The sequence below is a fragment of the Arsenophonus apicola genome (assembly GCF_020268605.1).
In the GTDB taxonomy this organism is placed as follows: Bacteria; Pseudomonadota; Gammaproteobacteria; order Enterobacterales; family Enterobacteriaceae; genus Arsenophonus; species Arsenophonus apicola.
On the sequence record NZ_CP084222.1, the window covers coordinates 450,134 to 467,376 of the forward strand.

Consider the following 17,243-nt stretch of genomic DNA (forward strand, 5'->3'; position numbering starts at 1 on the left):
TAAGAGAGTAGGAATGAAAAAGTTTTTTTGCATCGTCGGTATATTATTACTGCTGATAGGTCTCTTATGTTTGTGTTTTGCGCTGGTTGCCTGGTGGTCATGGCCAACATTAATGGCACTATGGTTATTTTTAGGCTGTTTATGTGCTCTGCTAATAATCTATGTCAGTGTATTAGTCATCCCCAGAACACAAAGATGGCTAAAACAGCAACTGGTAAAAAAACGCTATGGCAGAAACCGGCTGGAACGTCAGTTATGGCATCACTGGAAGCATGGTGCAGGCATACAAAAACGCTGGCGGTTAATATGGCGAGAATATGCTCCACCCTGGTTTGTGGTATTAGGCACGCAAGAGGCTGGCCAACAAGGATTATTAGCCAATAGTCAAATTCCTTCACTGGCAGGCTTGGATAGTCATTCGGTAAATGAACGGCAATTTAGTTGTCGCTGGTGGTTTTTTCGACGTGCTATGTATCTGGTCATGTCTAGTTATTTTTCAACGGATAAACCATTGTATCGCCAGGCTTGGCAACGCTTAACTTATTGGTTTTCCAAGGTTCGACCGCCAACCGGTATCGTCCTTTGTGTACCCATGAATTTATTGTTGCAGGCTAATAGTAAAGTGCGTTTTCAGACAGCGCGCTTGATGCGTGAACAATTAGCAATTTTACAACAACGCTTGGGTTATCGTTTATCGGTATGGCTGCTAGTAACTCATAGTGAGTGCTTACCTGGATTTGACATATGGAGCCGTCAATTGTCCGAACAGCAGCGGCAGCAGGTGTTGGGCGGCATGATTGACCAAGGGGTAACAGGTAATTATATTGGCGCGGTAGATCGCACGTTGGATTCAGTTATTCAGGCGTTAAAGATCACCTGTCTGTGCCAATTAAATGATTATCGGATTACCCCACCGGCCGAGTTACTGATATTGCCCGCACAGATAAGGCAGTTACAGCCGGCGCTGGAAGAATATTTGCAGGCTCTATTTGAACCTGATCATTATCAGCAACATAGTTTATTATGCGGTTTATTTTTTGCCGCAACAGAAAATAATGATAATGAACCTGGGGCGAAAAGTTTATTTAGTCAGCAACTGCTAGAAAAAATATTGCCTGATCAAAAAAGCAAGAAACAGCCCTTGCTTAACGCTCGTTTTTGGCAGCGTCGCGCTTTGTATTGTTTATTAATTTTTAGCTTACTCTTTGGTGGTGCGCGATCATTATGGGTCGCTTATAAAGATATGCTTCAGTTAGCTTGCGACCCTTCAAACAGTACTTTGGTTTGTCGTTATGAGCGTTATCAGCAGGCAGAGGCATGGCAGGAGCGCGGGATAGATCTATTTTCACCGCTGCGTTATCTGTTGCGGCAATATCTTGCGCAACAATATTTATATCCGTTAACAGATATAAATTATTATCCTAACCCAATCATTAATAATCTGGCTTCCCGTTTCGCTAACAGTAGTTATCAACAAAAGCGCCATCTTATTCTCAATTTGGCTCGTTTTATTAATAGTGAGCAGGCTATGAGTCAAGGTGCCAGCTTAACGCAATTGCGGCAACTTCCGACCTGGTCGGCCAGCGAACTTCTGGGGAGGACGGTTGCTGTATCACAGAACGAGTATATTGCCATACGTTTAGCGCAGTATCGTACCGGCCAAGCGCAGCAAGCATTATCTCAGTGGCGGTCTGTGTTACAGCAACTACTAGAAAAAGATAACCATTGGTCATGGTTGCTGGATGATAATATTGTTAATAATGCTGACAAAGTTACCCTGGCTGATTTTTGGCCGATTGACGGCAGCGATCAACAAAAATTGTCAGTCCAAGTTAAGGCAATTTATACCCAAAATGGCGAAAAAGCATTACAGGCATTACTGGATGAAATAGCCTTAGCCGTTAATGATGCCACCCTTTTTTCCCAGCGGCGAAGTCAGTTTATCAGCAACTATCATCAACAATATCAGTCCGCTTGGTTAACTTTGGCACAGGCGATGCCACAAGCAGAAAGTTACATCCGCGGTAAAAGTAATTGGCAACAATTAATGCTTGATACGGCGCAAAACACGAGTCCTTATCTGCGCTTTTTTAATCGCCTGGCAATAGAAAGTGAACCCATCCCACAGCCAGAGCAACAATCTTGGCTAAGGGATCAATTGTCTTTGTGGCAATTACATAACTACTTACCAGAAAGCAATTTTTTGCAGCAGTTGTCAATGCAAGAGAGTGTTTGGCGTCGATTTATCCAAACTAAGTTTGGTCGGTTACCGCCAATCTCTATTCGTGTTGATCAACACGCGCTATTTCGTTATCAAGCCTGGCGTCAAATGTTACAAAAAACTGTTCAATATGCCTTGTTGGGAGATAATGAAGCAGAACAGCTAGTGAAAATTTCTCTTGGCGTAGAGCATGATCAGCAAAACGGCAATTCACGCTTACTCGCTAATCAATTTGATTTATGGTGGCAGCCACTGCAGGTTAAAAACATGGCGCAACTTGAACCACTATTACGGCATTTATGGCAGGGGGATAAGCGTTTGTTAGTGCGCTTTGCGTTTTTTAGTGCGGCTGAGAAATTACAACAGCAGTGGTACAGCCAGGTCATTTGGCCAATGAGTAATGCCAATGATCATCAGCTATTAACGATAACAGAACAAATGGCGCGCTTGTCTGATTATAGTAAGCGTTTTATCCAGCAACATGCTAATTATGCATTGAATATCAATGGCCAAGGAATATCACGTCGTTCTCTAGCTGGTATTAATTTTCCGCTTAATGAGGCATTTTTGCATTTTATTCATCAGATTGTGCGACCTAATGATTTAGCGCCAGCCAGTGCAGATATTCGTAGACGGTTACAGGAGAAACGTGAATTATTACAAACTCGACAGGATGGGGAAATAGATCCTGAGCACAGTCAATGGGCAATGTTAACCTTTACGAGTCAGCCAGCAAGTGCCAATCGGCAGGCACAAGTTTTACCCATCGGTAGTCGCATTAGTTTAGATTGTCAGCCACAAATTCAGCGAATCAATAGTATCAATTTTAATGATAGCGCTACCATGCGTTGGCATCCGCAATGGTGGCAACGCATAAAAATTGATATCGATTTTCCAGGCTTTCAGTTGACGCAAATTTATAGTGGAGCCGAGAATATGGTGCGATTTATTCGAACCCTATCTCAAGGAGAATTGATCTTTAATGCGAAAGATTTTACCCACCAATATACCGCATTAACATCATTAGGCATTAAACGTATCACGGTACGTTATTTGTTAGAGGGTGCGCCAGAGGCGTTGTCACTATACCAACACTGGTCACAGCAGCAGAAACAACAAAGGGATAAGCAACAACAACTGCAACACTTAGATCAGCAATTACTGAATTTAAATGCGCCAGCGATACCCGTAAAGGGTTCGTTGTCATCGTTACCATTAGAAATTACTACTTTGTGGTATGAAATAAGGAATAATTCGTGAGCAGTAATTTAAAACAGATTATTAATAACCTTTCGCTGCCGGCACGTGAGTGTCTGGATAGTGCAGCCAGTTTAGCGGTTAGTCACACCCACCATGAGATAGAAAGTGAGCATTTACTACTAATGTTATTAGAAAAACAGACCCAATTAGTGGAGCAGCTCTGTTATCACGCTAATGGTGATGCATTGAAGTTATTAGAAGCCTGTCAATCGTCTTTAGCTCAATTGCGTAGTGGATGTCATCGAGCGCCAGTCTTTTCTGTTTTGTTGACGGATTGGTTAGAAAGTGCCTGGATGTATGCAACCATACTCTGGCAGGTGGATAAACTATCACCCTTATTATTATTGGCGAGTTTGTTGGCAGAACGTGAATTGCATCAGGGATTACCACTATATCTCCAGCAGGCACTGCAAATTAATGGTGAGCTATTGGATAAAGCCGTTGAAATGATGATGCAGCAATCTGTTACCTCCTCTAGGTCTCAAGGGCAAGCATCAGCCTTGATGAAATATGCTCACCATTTGACGCAGGCAGCGCGTGACAATAAATTAGATCCGGTACTCGGACGAGAAAAAGAGATCCGTCAACTGATTGATATCTTGTTGCGTCGTCGGCAAAACAATCCCTTACTCACAGGGGAAGCCGGGGTTGGTAAAACTGCATTAGTTGAGGGATTGGCGCAACGTATTGTGGCCGGGAATATTCCGGCCGCGCTAGCAAATGTAGAACTATTTACGCTAGATTTCGGTTTATTACAGGCTGGTGCCAGTATCAAAGGTGAATTCGAAAGTCGCTTGCAACAATTATTAGAGGAAGTAAAAAATTATCCATTACCGATTATTTTATTCATTGATGAAGCACACACCTTGATTGGCGCGGGTGGTCAAGCAGGACAAAATGATGCGGCAAATTTATTAAAGCCGGCATTAGCCAGAGGAGAACTGCGTACCATCGCCGCGACGACACAAGCGGAGTACAAAAAATATTTTGAAAAAGATGCGGCCCTGGCGCGTCGTTTCCAACTAATCAAAGTAGATGAGCCTACGCAGGAAGTCGCTATCGCCATGCTGCGTGCTATGGTGCCGATGATGGAACAACATCATGGTGTAAGAATTTTAGATAGCGCAGTTACGGAAGCAGTCCAGTTAGCAGCGCGTTATATTACCGGTCGCCAATTACCGGATAAGTCAGTTACCTTGCTCGATAGTGCTTGCGCTCGAGTCGCTATTTCTCAATGTGGTGAGCCCGGGCCTATAGAAGATCTACGAGCAATGTTGGCGCAGCGAAATATTGAACGTCAATCGCTGCTACGCGAAGGCTCCCCTGAGCATGAAAATATCAGCCGTCATATTGAGCAGTTACAAAATTCGCTAAATGCACTATTACCCGAATATTATCAGCAACAACAGCTGGTGCAGGCAATCAAAGCCGCAGGTGAAAATGAGAAAGAAATTGCCCCGTTACGGCGTGAATTACATGTACGCCATCAACAACATGCCTATGTATTTGATTGTGTCGATGCAGCTTGTGTGGCGGACATAGTTTCTGGTTGGACAGGCATCCCATTAGGCCGAATGGTGGAAAATGAGCGCGATGTATTGCTCAATCTTGAGCAACGCTTAGCTAGCCGAATTATGGGGCAAGATCATGCTTTAGCGCAAATTGCCCGTCAAATACGCATTGCTAAAGCGCAACTGGCAGATCCACGGAAACCTTGCGGTGTTTTTATGTTAGTCGGCCCTTCAGGGGTAGGAAAGACAGAAACTGCAATCGCATTAGCCCATGAGATGTATGGTGGTGAACGAAGTATGATCACCGTTAATATGTCAGAATATCAAGAAGCCCATTCGGTTGCTGGTTTAAAATGGGCTCCGCCAGGTTATGTAGGCTATGGGCAGGGTGGCGTATTTACTGAATCGGTGCGAAGACGCCCTTATAGTGTGATTTTATTAGATGAAGTAGAGAAAGCACACCCGGATGTACTGGAGCTATTTTTTCAAGTTTTTGATAAAGGTATAATAGAGGACGCGGAAGGACAACGAATCGATTTTTGCAATAGCTTAATTATTTTAACTTAAAATGTGGGTTCTGAATTAATCATGCGGGCGATGCGGCAAGGAGTGAAAGAAGGGGATACGGTTCGATCAGCACAACTGGATGATATTCAGCAGTTTTTACACCCTGAGTTGAAACGTTTTTTTCCTGCTGCGTTTCTGGGGCGTTTACAAGTAATCCCTTACTTACCAGTAGAAGGTGAAATTTTACAAAAAATTATCCAATATAAATTGGCCAAAATTGTTACAAGATTTGAGAAGGCTACTCAGGTGCTACTGAGTTACTCTGATAGCTTGGTAGAATATCTTGCAGATCAGTGCTTGATAGCAGAAAGTGGTGCTCGAGAAATTGATAATTTATTATTGCAGCAGGTATTGCCTTTATTATCTGATAGTCTTCTGTCTGGGGATATGCTTAATAAATCCCAAATTTATTTGGATGTGCACAATAATAGGGTATGCTTCAAGGCTATATCATCAGACAAATAAGCGGTAATAAATATAAATAACCAAAGATAAATAATTTATTGGTATCATCTGTTGGTTGGTGTAATTTCTATCAAAATAATAGGCAATATAATTAGAATAATATAATGAAGACGTTGGAAATATCACTGTATTGGTTAATTTTTATTTTTATTGATCTGGGATTAGCCTTATTAAGTTTACAGACTCATAATATTGGGAGTCTTTATCCATTAATTTGGTTTCCCGCGGGTATTTTAGTTGGTTTTTTATCTATTTCACCGCCGCGTTATTGGCCATTATGGTTAGTAAAAGAATTTCTGGTAGATCTTTGTGCTAGTCAGTTATCAGGTCGTTCGGTAATCATTTCTTTAATATTTGCCACGACCGATAGCCTTTATTTGGCAGCAGCAGCATTTATTTGGCAGTATTTTTATGGTGTTGCTTATATGCCACGTAATGCCTGGCAAATACTTAATTTTACTCTGATAAATGTGGTTGTTGGTAGCATAGGATGTTTTATTACCAACTTAATATTTTATTTATCTGATCTGTCCTTTGATTTATATGATCCATTGGAAAGAATAGTTGTCTATATATTGAATTATTTGCCGCTAAGTTTTCTGGTTATTTATAGTTTTTGCCGTAGTCCTCAATTACCTTGCCGGACAAAACATTGGTTAATGATATTTTTTTGGATGGCCATAATAACGAGTTTGATATTTTATCCGGTGATTTTTATTATATCGCCACCCTATATTGCCTGGTTAATGTTAGCCAGTGTCAGTATGACTATTCTGCTTTCACTGAGTTGTAATTTATTACTACTTAGTGCTTTTTTATCACTATGTTCAGTCGGTTTTGTTTTATTACCGTTACTTAATATGCCAAGTTTTAATGAAGGTGATGAAATAAGACGTCAATCGATAATAGATTTAATGCAGTGGTGTAGCGTATTGTTAGCCTTTCCTGCCCTATTTTTAGCTGGTTTTTTACGCAGTTTATATCATGTGTTATTTCGTTATAAAGCGCGTTTCTTATTAGCTTATAGCATCTTAGAACTAGATGTTATGCATCGTTTTTTATTAAGCCGAGAAGATGAGCATATTACCTGGTATAACCTCAAAACATGGCGTCAATATTATCCTATGCCAGCCTCATGGGCGCTATTCGTTGCCTGGATCCATTTTGATGACAGAAAAGCCGTTGAACAGCTTAAGATGTCAGCGTGCAGCAAACCTAAAGTGTTAAAAATTAGGTTGTCGGATGGTAAAGGTGGTTTTAATGAAGCCCACCTGGCATTGATTTTGCGTCAAGGAGATAGGGGCAAAGAAATGGAAGGTTTATTATATGAAATTTCACGTTAAAAAAGATCTGAGGGACCTATGAGTAAAAAAGTTATTATTGCTGATGATCACCCGGTATTTTTACTGGGATTACGTATGATCCTTGCTAGTATGCCAGAAAATTATCAGATTGTGGGTGAGGCACATCATGTCAGTGGGCTGCTATCTTTGCTGCAAACTAAACCGGTAGATATGTTGATAACGGATTTTATTATGCCGGGAGACAAAAATATGGATGGTTTACGCATGATAAGTCATATTCGCAAAAATTGGCCAACTTTACCTATCGTGGTGATCACGATGGTTAATGAACCAAATATCATCAGCATGCTTTCGCGTTATCATGTCAAAGCAATTCTGAATAAAAGCAGTTTAGCGAGTGAACTTGAGAAAGGACTTTATAATACTGCGGGTCAGGAACAGCCTTATATTAGTTCTGACTTTCTCAGTTCTCCTATTGATCAACTCGCTCGGATATTAACGCCTAAAGAGTTAGAAGTGATACGTTTACTGGCAAAAGGATTAACCGTTAATGATATTGCGACCAAAGTTTTTCGCACTAAGCAAACTATTAGTTCGCAAAAACAGAGTGTAATGAAAAAGCTTAATATTCCAAACGATGCAGCTTTATATAATTATTTGCAACAGGTGGGGCTCAGTGGGTGAGCAGAAGAAAAAAAATAGCCCTCTTATTTGGGGGATGGTATTGGTTTTTTGCTTTACCTGTGTTTGGTCATTCACTGAGTAATGATTCATTTGGAGAGACAATTCCCGCTGAAGGTAAAGAGATTGGTTTTTATTCTAACATAGCGCAACGATTATTTTTGCCTAAGGTAAATTTTGTCGATAATTTTAAAGATAAACCAACAGCGCTTATCGTGGGTTTTGTCCGTTGTACAAGTCAACCTTTAGTCATTTATCGTTGGGATGGTAGGATCGAGGGAATTTATGCAGATTATCTTAGTGTATTAGCAAGATTATTAAAAATACTAATCCAACTGCGTGTCTTTGACAATTACCAGCAGGCAAAAAAAGCATTAGATAAAGGATATATTCAGTTATTAGCCCAGACCTCCGCTTCATTATCAGCAACAGTCCGCAAAGGGAATGAAAGTAAGCCTATATTAATCCAACCGCTGGTGATGCTGATAAAGAAAGAAAAAATCTATTATAAAGCGGATGAATTACGGGTATTAGTTGCCCATGAAGAACCGCGGGAAGTCGTGGATAAAATTCGCCAATCCTATCGTGAAGTTGCAATTGTCAAATCAACCCAAGAAGCATTACAGGAAATATTAGCTGACAAGGCTGATGGTTTTATTGGTGGACAAGCACAAATGGCTTATCAGTTTACCTTTCGTTCGCTACCTAGCTCTTTAGTTTGGCATCCTGTCGATTATGCCAGTACATTGGAAAACAATTTTATTGTCCGTGCAAATGATCCCTGGATGGATGATGTTAATCGCGCATTAAACGAACTGTCTAAAACCATTAAAAATGTTGTCTATGAACGCTGGATCGCCGGTATTGTTCCGGTACTAAATAGTGAAAATATTAATTTTTCCCGTGAGGAGAAGAACTTGCTGTTACGACATCCTGTGATTAATGTGGTGGTAAAACACAATTCTCCACCTTATTCCTATAAGAATGCGAATGGTCAAATTATCGGCATGAATATCGATATTTTACGTCTGGTCGGGGAAAAAACAGGTATACATTTTAATTTGGTCACCGTCGATAATTCAGCCGATATTATCGATAATTTACAGCAGGGTAATGCAGACATGGCGTTGTCATTAGTGAGTAATGAACAACGCAAAAAGTGGTTACTTTTTTCTCATCCATATAGTTCTTTTGAATGGGTGATGATCACGCGCAATTACCGCAATGCACCTAAGAGTCTGCAGCAATTACGTCATCGAAAAATTGTAGTGGTATGTGGTCACATATTATTGACAGAATTTGATCATGAGCCGGATATTGAGTTGATTGAAGTTGAAAGTATGGAGAAGGCCATTGAAATGGTACTAGCTGGCGCGGCAGATGCGGCGTTAGATAATTTTGTCAGTGCCAACTATCTTCAGTCAAGTCGTTATGGTGATTCTATTTTAATCAACTCACTTAACAGAGATTTATTACATGCCAGGTATGCTGTGGTTGCTGATTATGCGCCCTTAGTTAATATTTTAAATAAAGCAATAGATGCGTTATCGCCAAAAGATCTGCGTTATTTACATCAGAAATGGTTATCACCGGTCACTTTTTTCACCTCTTACAGTGTATTACGTCTTTCCTCTTGGATAATTCTTTGGGGTAGTTTGTTATCAATGATCTCAATTACTTCAATTTTTTGGGGTAGTTGGTTAACGCGCCAGATAAGAAAGCGTAAAGCGGCAAAAATCGCATTACAGAACTCATTAGCTTATTGGGAAACCTTATTCAATACGATCCCAGCTCCAATGTTTGTCTGTGATCCTATCATGAATATTACTGCTGCCAATCCATGGTTTTTACATGAGATGGGGGATTTGCCACACCAGAGGATCATTGGTCATTCGCTATTTTCACAAGGTTTTTTTCGACCCGATGATGAAGTAGAAATATTTACTCAATTTCTTAGTTGTTTATCTGGTGCACCCGCCTATTTCTCTGATTGTTCGATTTCTATTCAAGGTCAAACGCGAGAAGTCTATTTATGGTTAGAGCATTACCGTGATGCAGAAGGAATTGTACAGGGTATAATTGGTGGCTGGTTTGATATTACCGAGCGAAAATTATTGGCGCGAGAATTACGCACAGAACGTGATAAAGCGAAACGAGCAAGTAATGAAAAATCGGCTTTTTTAGCGTATATTAGCCATGAGATCCGCACGGCATTATATATCATCATTGGTATATTGGAATTAGAAGTCAGACAATTACCGGAAAATGTTCCTTTGCATACCGCCAGTCGGGCTGCTAACTCTTTACTGGGTGTGATAGGTGATGTTTTGGATTTCACCCGTATTGAATCTGGCACCGTGACATTGAATTTACAGCCGGTTGCTTTGTATGCCTTGTTGGAACAGTGTGCAGAACCTTTTTGTGCCATTGCACAGGATAAAGGATTAGGTTTTACGCTTGAATTAACTATCCCCAAGCAAAATTATTATCTACTTGATGCGACCCGGATTACTCAAGTGATCAATAATTTGCTCAGTAATGCAGTTAAATTCACTGATGAAGGTTTTATCACGTTAAGGGCATGGATACAACGCACAACTGATAGTGCAACGGAAATGCTCTCCTTATATGTGCAAGATACCGGTTGTGGTATTCCAGAACATATGTATAGTGAAATTTTACAGCCTTATGTCCAAGTAGAAGCGGATTCAAGGGGGACAGGGTTAGGATTACCCATATCAATCCAATTAATGGCGCTAATGGATGGCACGCTCACGTTAGAAGCAGCTCCTGGTGGTGGCACATTGGCACATATGAATTTACCGTTAAAACAGAGTGAGCTGCAAGAAGAGGAAGCTTCTCCTACCAGTATTATCTAGCAGGAATCACTCAATATTTTATTAGTAGATGATCTACCAGCCAATCTGCAAGTGCTATCTCTACAATTGGCTTCTTCCCAACATCGGGTAACCCTTGCTGAAGGTGCTGAGCAAGCATTAACGCTGGTGGAAGAAAATTATTTTGATATGGTATTAACGGATTGTCAGATGCCAGTGATGAATGGTTATGAATTAACCAAAGTATTAAGAGCATCATCAGCGCAACGAACTTGCCGGCCCAAGTTATTCTGGGGTGTACTGCAAATGCATTTAGTTCAGAGCTATCACTGTGCCTGGCTGCGGGTATGGATGGTGTACTGGTTAAACCTTTAACACAAGATCATTTATTATCGGAAATTGCTCTATATTATCAGCGAGTTAATTCACAAAATGAACTCAGTTTTGATGGTATCAGTGCCTTGGCTAGCGGTGATAAACAGAAAGAATATCAATTACTCCAAGCAATTTTGGAAGGAATAGAACAAGATCTGGCCACACTACATAATTTAAGATCAACGTCGATTGATGAGGAAGCGCTGTCACTACATGTGCATCGGATGAAAGGGGTATTCGCTTTATTATGCTATCAGCCGGCTTTACGCGTTTGTTGGCGGATTGAAAAGGGAGGATTTTGTGGTGATAGCCAAACCTTAGAAACACTATTTTACTATACCGACACTTTTCGGGCAGCGGTTAATCGGCGTTTAAATGATCATAATGATCTGGTCAAAGCTGATACCATAGCGTTATCTGATAATAGTATGATATAGCAGAACAATAGCTGTAATTGGTTACTCAGGAGGATAGTATTAATCTATTGCATAAGATCACAGTGAATTTAACTAGTGAAAGGGGGAAATATTAACTTTCCCCCTGGTTATTATGCCTGTTAATCTTGGTTAATTTGCCTTTTTTGTGTAGGCTGCGCCATCATGGCTGGAGAATAGCCTAATATACGATAATGTTCTATTTTGCATGTTTTATTATTTTCCAGCAGCTATGTCATCTGGTATTCAGTTGGGATATCAGCCAATTTAAAAATCACCAATAAGTTTTAGATTAACACGGCAGGTTTGTATCCTGACTTATTAGACGTTCACGAGTAATAGCAATAATTAAGAGATAATTCCCCATATTTTTAATTTTTGACACCATAATCGATGCTCAGGTGAAAGTAATTTTAAAGGATCAAATGGATAAGGCTTTGGGGTTGCTTGCAGAAATAGTTGACGCACCATTGCGTGTAGCCAAGCGGCTGTGGCAACATCTTCGAAGCCTTTTATTTTTTGCAAACGTAAAATTAAATTATGCAATTTCCCAATTTTCACTTCATAGCTCAATATCTCTTTTTGCTGTTGCTCATACCACTTGGGAAAAATAAATTTAGTTAATCGAGTGAATATATTTTTAGGTGGGCGGCTGGCTTCGATAATAGCATCTTTAATAATGGCGGTTGCATTTTTATTAGTTAATAATGGTAATGTTCTCTCTAAAGGTGTCGGCAATAGCTCCAGATTGTGAATAATTATTCCTTGTAATTTTCTATTATAAATGTGTAATTTTTGTAAATGGCTTTTTAGTTCATTAATATTTTGCTTTTCTATTATCGCTTCTAATTTAATGTCTTCTACTTTTTTTATCTCTATTGCCTTTTGTAAATATATCTGATGATACATATTAGCAAGTTCTTCTGATAATGAAGCTAAGTTGGTCAAGCTTTGAAAATTGGCATACTGTAACGTAATTTCAGCATCGAGTTTTGCTATTGCTTCGACCGGGTTATTTTTTGGAATGTTTATTTGATTAGTTGGTGGGTTATTGATAATAAATGTTTCAGTTACTTCAGATACTTTTAATTTATTTTTCTTAAAAACAGATTGTTCTAATTTTGATAATCCTTTAAATGTGTTATTTGTATCAATCATGATTACGTTAATATTATTGATATATTTATTGCATTTTTTATAAACATTAATTTTCCCTTTATGTTTTAATGACTTTTCTTTAATTGCTTTAACTGCATTAAGCCTGGAGTCATTGATTGTTAAGGGATTATTGGGTGTTGAAAGAATAAATGACATTATAATTTCCCTAGGTATAATTTATTTTTATTAATAAACAACTTTGCTCCATGATATAGCAAAGTGAATTTAGCAGCTGAATTTATACAGTTATATCCAGTAAACTACTGAGATTTTATAAAATTTCATTTCAAAGATAAAAACAGGAGGAAAATTTTGCTGAAGTAGATTAATTAAATGTTTGCATCAAATATTAATATTATTTACCTCATTTTTATAGTGATAAGGCCATTTTATAGAAAATAATTCTATTGTTATATAACAAGTTCACGATATAGAATAGCGTTCTGATCAAAAAATTAAATGGCTGTATTTAAAGAATATAGGAACAATAAAAAATTGACGACAAGCTTATAAGAGAATTATTTTAAAATAAGTTGCAGTTTCATTTTTTTATGGAAAATAAATTTTATATTTATGTTAAAAATATATTTAAAATATGTTTTTTTGTTATTCAATAAAATATATTTGGACTTTGTTTGACATAACCAGTATGTTGTTTAACAAATTAATGAAAAATATATATCATTCTAAATAACTTGTGGTAAATAATTATCATTTATTGAGGCAAATAGTTTTCCAGAATTTTATAAAACAGTTATTTTTTCTTTAACTGTTCTCAGGTATTTACCGGATATTTTCGCTTCATCGTACCATAGATACTCTATTTCTATAGAGTGAGTGGAGGTATTATGTCGTTATTTAATAATCCGATGCAATTAATTGTAGTGCTTTTTTGTTTATCCATAATGCCTTTGTTTGCAGTAATGGGAACTTCATTTTTAAAAATTTCGATTGTTTTATCAATGTTACGCAATGCGTTAGGTATACAGCAAATTCCGCCTAATATGGCTATTTATGGTTTGGCATTAATATTAACTTTATTTACTATGGCACCAGTTGGTTTTGCCATTCGTGATAATATTAAAGTCCAGCCGATTGATTGGAATTCGGTTAATTCAATGGAACAAATAGATTCCTCGGTTATCGCGCCATATAAAGATTTTTTGAAAAAAAATACCAGCGAAGAACAAATTAAATTTTTTACCCAAATAGGCTATAAAATTTGGCCTAAACAATATCAAACTTCATTATCTCCTAACTCTTTATTAGTCATGGTTCCTGCATTTACCATGAGTCAACTGATTGCTGCATTTAAAATTGGTTTTCTAATTTATCTGCCGTTTGTTGCGATCGATCTTATTGTTTCTAATGTTTTATTAGCAATGGGGATGATGATGGTTTCCCCGATGACAATCGCGCTTCCCTTTAAATTATTAATTTTTATTTTAATGGGTGGCTGGGACAAACTTATCGGTCAATTGATGGTGTCTTTTTCATGAATGAGTCCACCATAATTCATTTTACTTCCGAATTGTTATGGATCGTGCTGCTGCTTTCATTACCGATTGTGATAGTGGCATCAATCACTGGGTTGTTGGTGAGTATATTGCAAGCGCTCACACAAATCCAAGACCAGACATTGCAATTTTTAATTAAATTAGTCGCTGTATGTATTACCTTGGCGGTAAGTTACCACTGGATGGGAAGTGCACTACTTAACTACGCTATTTTATCTTTTGATCAAATAGGTAAATAAGAGGATTAGATGAATAGCCTAATGCAAATGATGCCTTGGTTGGCATTGAGCATGATGCGACCCCTAGGCATGTTACTATTATTGCCGCTATTTAAAGGGGGAGCTATGGGTAGTAGTTTGATTCGTAACAGCTTGGTATTAGTGTTTGCTTTACCTATAGCTCCAATAATCAAGACTATGCCAATCGATTTCACTCATCAAACTGTAACAGAGTTAGTGTTTCTATACAGTGAAGAGTTGCTTATTGGCCTAGTGCTCGGTTTTTGCGCAGCCATCCCTTTTTGGGCTATTGATATGGCAGGATTTATTATCGATACTCTGCGCGGCGCCTCTATGTCAACCATCTTAAATCCTTTAATGGGATTACAATCTTCAATTTTTGGCATGTTATTTACCCAAATATTGAGTGTCCTATTTTTAGTTTCTGGTGGTTTCAATGCGTTACTCACTGCGCTTTATCATTCCTATAATGTGTTACCGCCAAATGCACCGTTATCATTTAATGCTTCAATGTTGTTATTTATTCAGCAACAGTGGCATATGATGTTAGAACTCTGTATGAGTTTTGCTATGCCTGCCATGGTGGTGATGATTTTAGTTGATGTTGCATTAGGATTGATAAATCGTTCGGTAGAGCAGCTTAATGTGTTTTTTCTATCTATGCCAATCAAAAGCGTATTAGTTGTTTTTCTTCTTCTGGTTAGTATGTATTTTGCGTTTAATCACTATTTTATGAAGATCCAGCTATTTGAAAAACAAGTTTCAACTTTATTCCAACTTTGGCGGGGATGATATTAATGGCTGAAAAAACGGAAAAGCCTACACAAAAGCGGATAAATGAGGCACGTAAAAAAGGACAAGTCATTAAAAGTAATGAAATAGTGACGGTATTAAAAATGGCAGTTATTCTCGGTTATTTAATTGTGGAAGGGCATGCTTTATTTAATGCGATAGGCGAATTGGTTATTTTAACTGTCCGCTCACTCTCTTTACCGATCGATGTCGCGGCTAAAACAATTATTGGTTCCTTTATAATGCTGTTGTTGCGTTTTATGGTTGGCTTGCTGGTGGTATTAATTGTAACAATCAGCTTAAGCTGTATTGTTCAAACTGGGCCAATTTGGGCGCACAAAAGTTTGGCATTTAGTTTTAATAAAATGAATATTATTAATAATGCTAAACAGATTTTTTCCATGAAAAATCTATTTGAGTTTGGAAAGAATATTTTAAAGGTTATTGTACTCACTTTGGTTTTTTATTATTTACTAGATTATTATGTTAACCTATTCCAATATCTGCCAACTTGTGGTATTGACTGTGGTGTAATGGTAACTTTTACACTAATTCAATGGTTATGGGGAGGATTCTTAGTTTGTTATATTGTGTTTGCCATAGCAGACTACGGATTTCAATATTATCATGTGATGAAAGAGTTAAAAATGTCGAAGGAGGATACAAAACGAGAGTTTAAAGATACAGAAGGTAATCCTCAAATTAAGCAAAAGCGTCGTGAAATACAACGAGAAATAGCGAGTAATTCAGTGGTTGCGAATGTAAGAAAATCAACAGTGATTGTTCGTAATCCAACCCATATTGTCGTTTGTCTTTATTACCAACCTGGCATTACTCCATTACCTCAAGTTGTTGAAAAATTTCAAGATAATATGGCTTTGCATATTGTGAAACTTGCTGAAAAAGCAGGTATCCCAATGGTTGAGAATATCCCATTAGCGCGCGCGCTGTTTCAACAAGTCGAGACGGGACAAATGATCCCAGAGAGCTTGTTTGAACCGGTCGCTGAGTTATTGCGCTTAGTAATGGATCTCCGTTACGATAGTGATGATTGATTAATTGTTTATAAAAATTTGAAACTTATCACTCTTTTAGTTGTAGGAATGATAAGCATTATAATGAATAATAAGTTGCATTGTTTTACTTGTTAAAGTAGTTTCCTCCATCGCTTGAGGTTATGAATTTAGAGTATCAAGTGTGACAGAAACCAAGATGGGGAAGTTAAATGATTACTGGGGATTTGAAACGAATCAAGATCGTTGTGGTGGATGATCATGACTTGATCTTTGATGGCTTAAAAAGCTGTCTTGCCCCCTACTCCGATCTGGAATTAGTTGGATTTGTTACTGATGGTCTTGGTGTATATGATGCATGTCTAAAATTGCAGCCAGACTTAGTGATAATGGATCTTAGCTTACCTGGCATGAGTGGTGTTGAAGCTATTCGTCAATTAAGAAAACGTTGGCCAAAATTAATGGTGATTGTATTGACAGCTTCTGAAGAAGAGCGAAAAGCTCGGGATGCCCTTGATGCAGGCGCTAATGGTTATGTATTAAAACATGGCTCTAAAAGTACACTGATAGCGGCAATTAAAAGTGTCGGTAGAGGTAAGTTTTTCATCGATCCTAATTTGGATGCAGCAAAAATTGTTGCGTTAAAAGGAGTCGAAAATGGGGATATTCCGGTATTAACCCATCGAGAAAAACAGGTACTTAAACTTATTTTCGAGGGCAAGCGTAATCGTGATATTGCAGAAGCATTAGTGATCGGCTTGAAAACAGTCGAAACTCATCGAATGAATATTATGAGGAAACTCGATGCGCATAATGTAGCAGATTTGATGAAATGGGCGCACAGGATGGGCTTCTAACAGCTTGGCCCT

General features: G+C 38.3%; 14 protein-coding genes. 13 read left to right on the forward strand and 1 reads right to left on the reverse strand.

Annotated elements, in window-relative coordinates:
* Window positions 1-13: 13 nt before the first annotated feature.
* The 8 genes from LDL57_RS01910 (at window position 14) to LDL57_RS01945 (ending at window position 11,658) form a co-directional block, all read left to right on the forward strand.
* The gene (locus LDL57_RS01910) at window positions 14-3,481 is read left to right on the forward strand and encodes a type VI secretion protein IcmF/TssM N-terminal domain-containing protein (RefSeq protein WP_180558958.1); all 3,468 of its coding nucleotides are present in this window, start codon (window positions 14-16) and stop codon (window positions 3,479-3,481) included.
* Window positions 3,478-5,559, forward strand: a complete 2,082-nt coding sequence (gene tssH, locus LDL57_RS01915) for a type VI secretion system ATPase TssH (RefSeq protein ID WP_225506894.1) — start codon at window positions 3,478-3,480, stop codon at window positions 5,557-5,559. The genes LDL57_RS01910 and tssH overlap by 4 nt, the downstream gene beginning before the upstream one ends.
* Before the next feature lie 21 nt (window positions 5,560-5,580).
* A complete protein-coding gene (locus LDL57_RS01920) occupies window positions 5,581-6,024 on the forward strand; it encodes a ClpB D2-like domain containing protein (protein ID WP_225506895.1) in 444 nt (147 codons plus the stop codon).
* A gap of 104 nt (window positions 6,025-6,128) precedes the next feature.
* Window positions 6,129-7,367 (forward strand): hypothetical protein, encoded by a 1,239-nt coding sequence (locus tag LDL57_RS01925; RefSeq protein WP_180558959.1) that lies wholly within the window; start codon window positions 6,129-6,131, stop codon window positions 7,365-7,367.
* Window positions 7,368-7,385: 18 nt separating this feature from the next.
* Window positions 7,386-8,012 (forward strand): response regulator, encoded by a 627-nt coding sequence (locus LDL57_RS01930; RefSeq protein ID WP_180558960.1) that lies wholly within the window; start codon window positions 7,386-7,388, stop codon window positions 8,010-8,012.
* The gene (locus tag LDL57_RS01935; protein ID WP_225506898.1) at window positions 8,009-10,888 is read left to right on the forward strand and encodes a transporter substrate-binding domain-containing protein; all 2,880 of its coding nucleotides are present in this window, start codon (window positions 8,009-8,011) and stop codon (window positions 10,886-10,888) included. The genes LDL57_RS01930 and LDL57_RS01935 overlap by 4 nt, the downstream gene beginning before the upstream one ends.
* Window positions 10,889-10,939: 51 nt before the next feature.
* Window positions 10,940-11,221 (forward strand): response regulator, encoded by a 282-nt coding sequence (locus LDL57_RS01940; RefSeq protein ID WP_255653913.1) that lies wholly within the window; start codon window positions 10,940-10,942, stop codon window positions 11,219-11,221.
* On the forward strand, window positions 11,194-11,658 hold the full coding sequence (locus tag LDL57_RS01945; RefSeq protein ID WP_180558962.1) for an Hpt domain-containing protein: 465 nt from the start codon (window positions 11,194-11,196) through the stop codon (window positions 11,656-11,658). Before LDL57_RS01940 ends, LDL57_RS01945 begins: the two co-directional genes overlap by 28 nt.
* Before the next feature lie 345 nt (window positions 11,659-12,003).
* Here the strand turns inward: LDL57_RS01945 and LDL57_RS01950 are convergent, their stop codons facing one another.
* On the reverse strand, window positions 12,004-12,969 hold the full coding sequence (locus tag LDL57_RS01950) for a hypothetical protein (protein WP_180558963.1): 966 nt from the start codon (window positions 12,967-12,969) through the stop codon (window positions 12,004-12,006).
* A 692-nt stretch (window positions 12,970-13,661) separates the two neighbouring features.
* On the opposite strand from LDL57_RS01950, the gene sctR reads away from it, so the two are divergent.
* The 5 genes from sctR to LDL57_RS01975 all read left to right on the forward strand — a co-directional run bounded on the left by sctR (window position 13,662) and on the right by LDL57_RS01975 (window position 17,231).
* The gene (gene sctR / locus LDL57_RS01955; protein ID WP_180558964.1) at window positions 13,662-14,312 is read left to right on the forward strand and encodes a type III secretion system export apparatus subunit SctR; all 651 of its coding nucleotides are present in this window, start codon (window positions 13,662-13,664) and stop codon (window positions 14,310-14,312) included.
* Entirely contained in the window at window positions 14,309-14,569 is a 261-nt protein-coding gene (locus LDL57_RS01960) for an EscS/YscS/HrcS family type III secretion system export apparatus protein (RefSeq protein ID WP_026823355.1), read from the forward strand. The genes sctR and LDL57_RS01960 overlap by 4 nt, the downstream gene beginning before the upstream one ends.
* Window positions 14,570-14,578: 9 nt before the next feature.
* Window positions 14,579-15,361, forward strand: coding sequence for a type III secretion system export apparatus subunit SctT (sctT, locus tag LDL57_RS01965; protein ID WP_180558965.1), 783 nt, complete (start codon window positions 14,579-14,581; stop codon window positions 15,359-15,361).
* Between the two features lie 5 nt (window positions 15,362-15,366).
* Window positions 15,367-16,416: an EscU/YscU/HrcU family type III secretion system export apparatus switch protein gene (locus LDL57_RS01970; RefSeq protein WP_180558966.1), complete on the forward strand. Its 1,050-nt coding sequence runs from the start codon at window positions 15,367-15,369 to the stop codon at window positions 16,414-16,416.
* 170 nt (window positions 16,417-16,586) lie between these two features.
* A complete protein-coding gene (locus tag LDL57_RS01975) occupies window positions 16,587-17,231 on the forward strand; it encodes a two component system response regulator (RefSeq protein WP_026823358.1) in 645 nt (214 codons plus the stop codon).
* The last annotated feature ends 12 nt before the right edge of the window (window positions 17,232-17,243 follow it).

Excerpts from the sequence above, each read along its gene's own strand:
- LDL57_RS01910 (WP_180558958.1), top strand. The coding sequence starts at position 14 with ATGAAAAAGTTTTTTTGCATCGTCGGTATATTATTACTGCTGATAGGT.
- LDL57_RS01920 (WP_225506895.1), top strand. The coding sequence starts at position 5,581 with ATGCGGGCGATGCGGCAAGGAGTGAAAGAAGGGGATACGGTTCGATCA.
- LDL57_RS01925 (WP_180558959.1), top strand. The coding sequence starts at position 6,129 with ATGAAGACGTTGGAAATATCACTGTATTGGTTAATTTTTATTTTTATT.
- LDL57_RS01930 (WP_180558960.1), top strand. The coding sequence starts at position 7,386 with ATGAGTAAAAAAGTTATTATTGCTGATGATCACCCGGTATTTTTACTG.
- LDL57_RS01945 (WP_180558962.1), top strand. The coding sequence starts at position 11,194 with ATGGATGGTGTACTGGTTAAACCTTTAACACAAGATCATTTATTATCG.
- LDL57_RS01950 (WP_180558963.1), bottom strand. The coding sequence starts at position 12,969 with ATGTCATTTATTCTTTCAACACCCAATAATCCCTTAACAATCAATGAC.
- sctR (WP_180558964.1), top strand. The coding sequence starts at position 13,662 with ATGTCGTTATTTAATAATCCGATGCAATTAATTGTAGTGCTTTTTTGT.
- LDL57_RS01960 (WP_026823355.1), top strand. The coding sequence starts at position 14,309 with ATGAATGAGTCCACCATAATTCATTTTACTTCCGAATTGTTATGGATC.
- sctT (WP_180558965.1), top strand. The coding sequence starts at position 14,579 with ATGAATAGCCTAATGCAAATGATGCCTTGGTTGGCATTGAGCATGATG.
- LDL57_RS01970 (WP_180558966.1), top strand. The coding sequence starts at position 15,367 with ATGGCTGAAAAAACGGAAAAGCCTACACAAAAGCGGATAAATGAGGCA.
- LDL57_RS01975 (WP_026823358.1), top strand. The coding sequence starts at position 16,587 with ATGATTACTGGGGATTTGAAACGAATCAAGATCGTTGTGGTGGATGAT.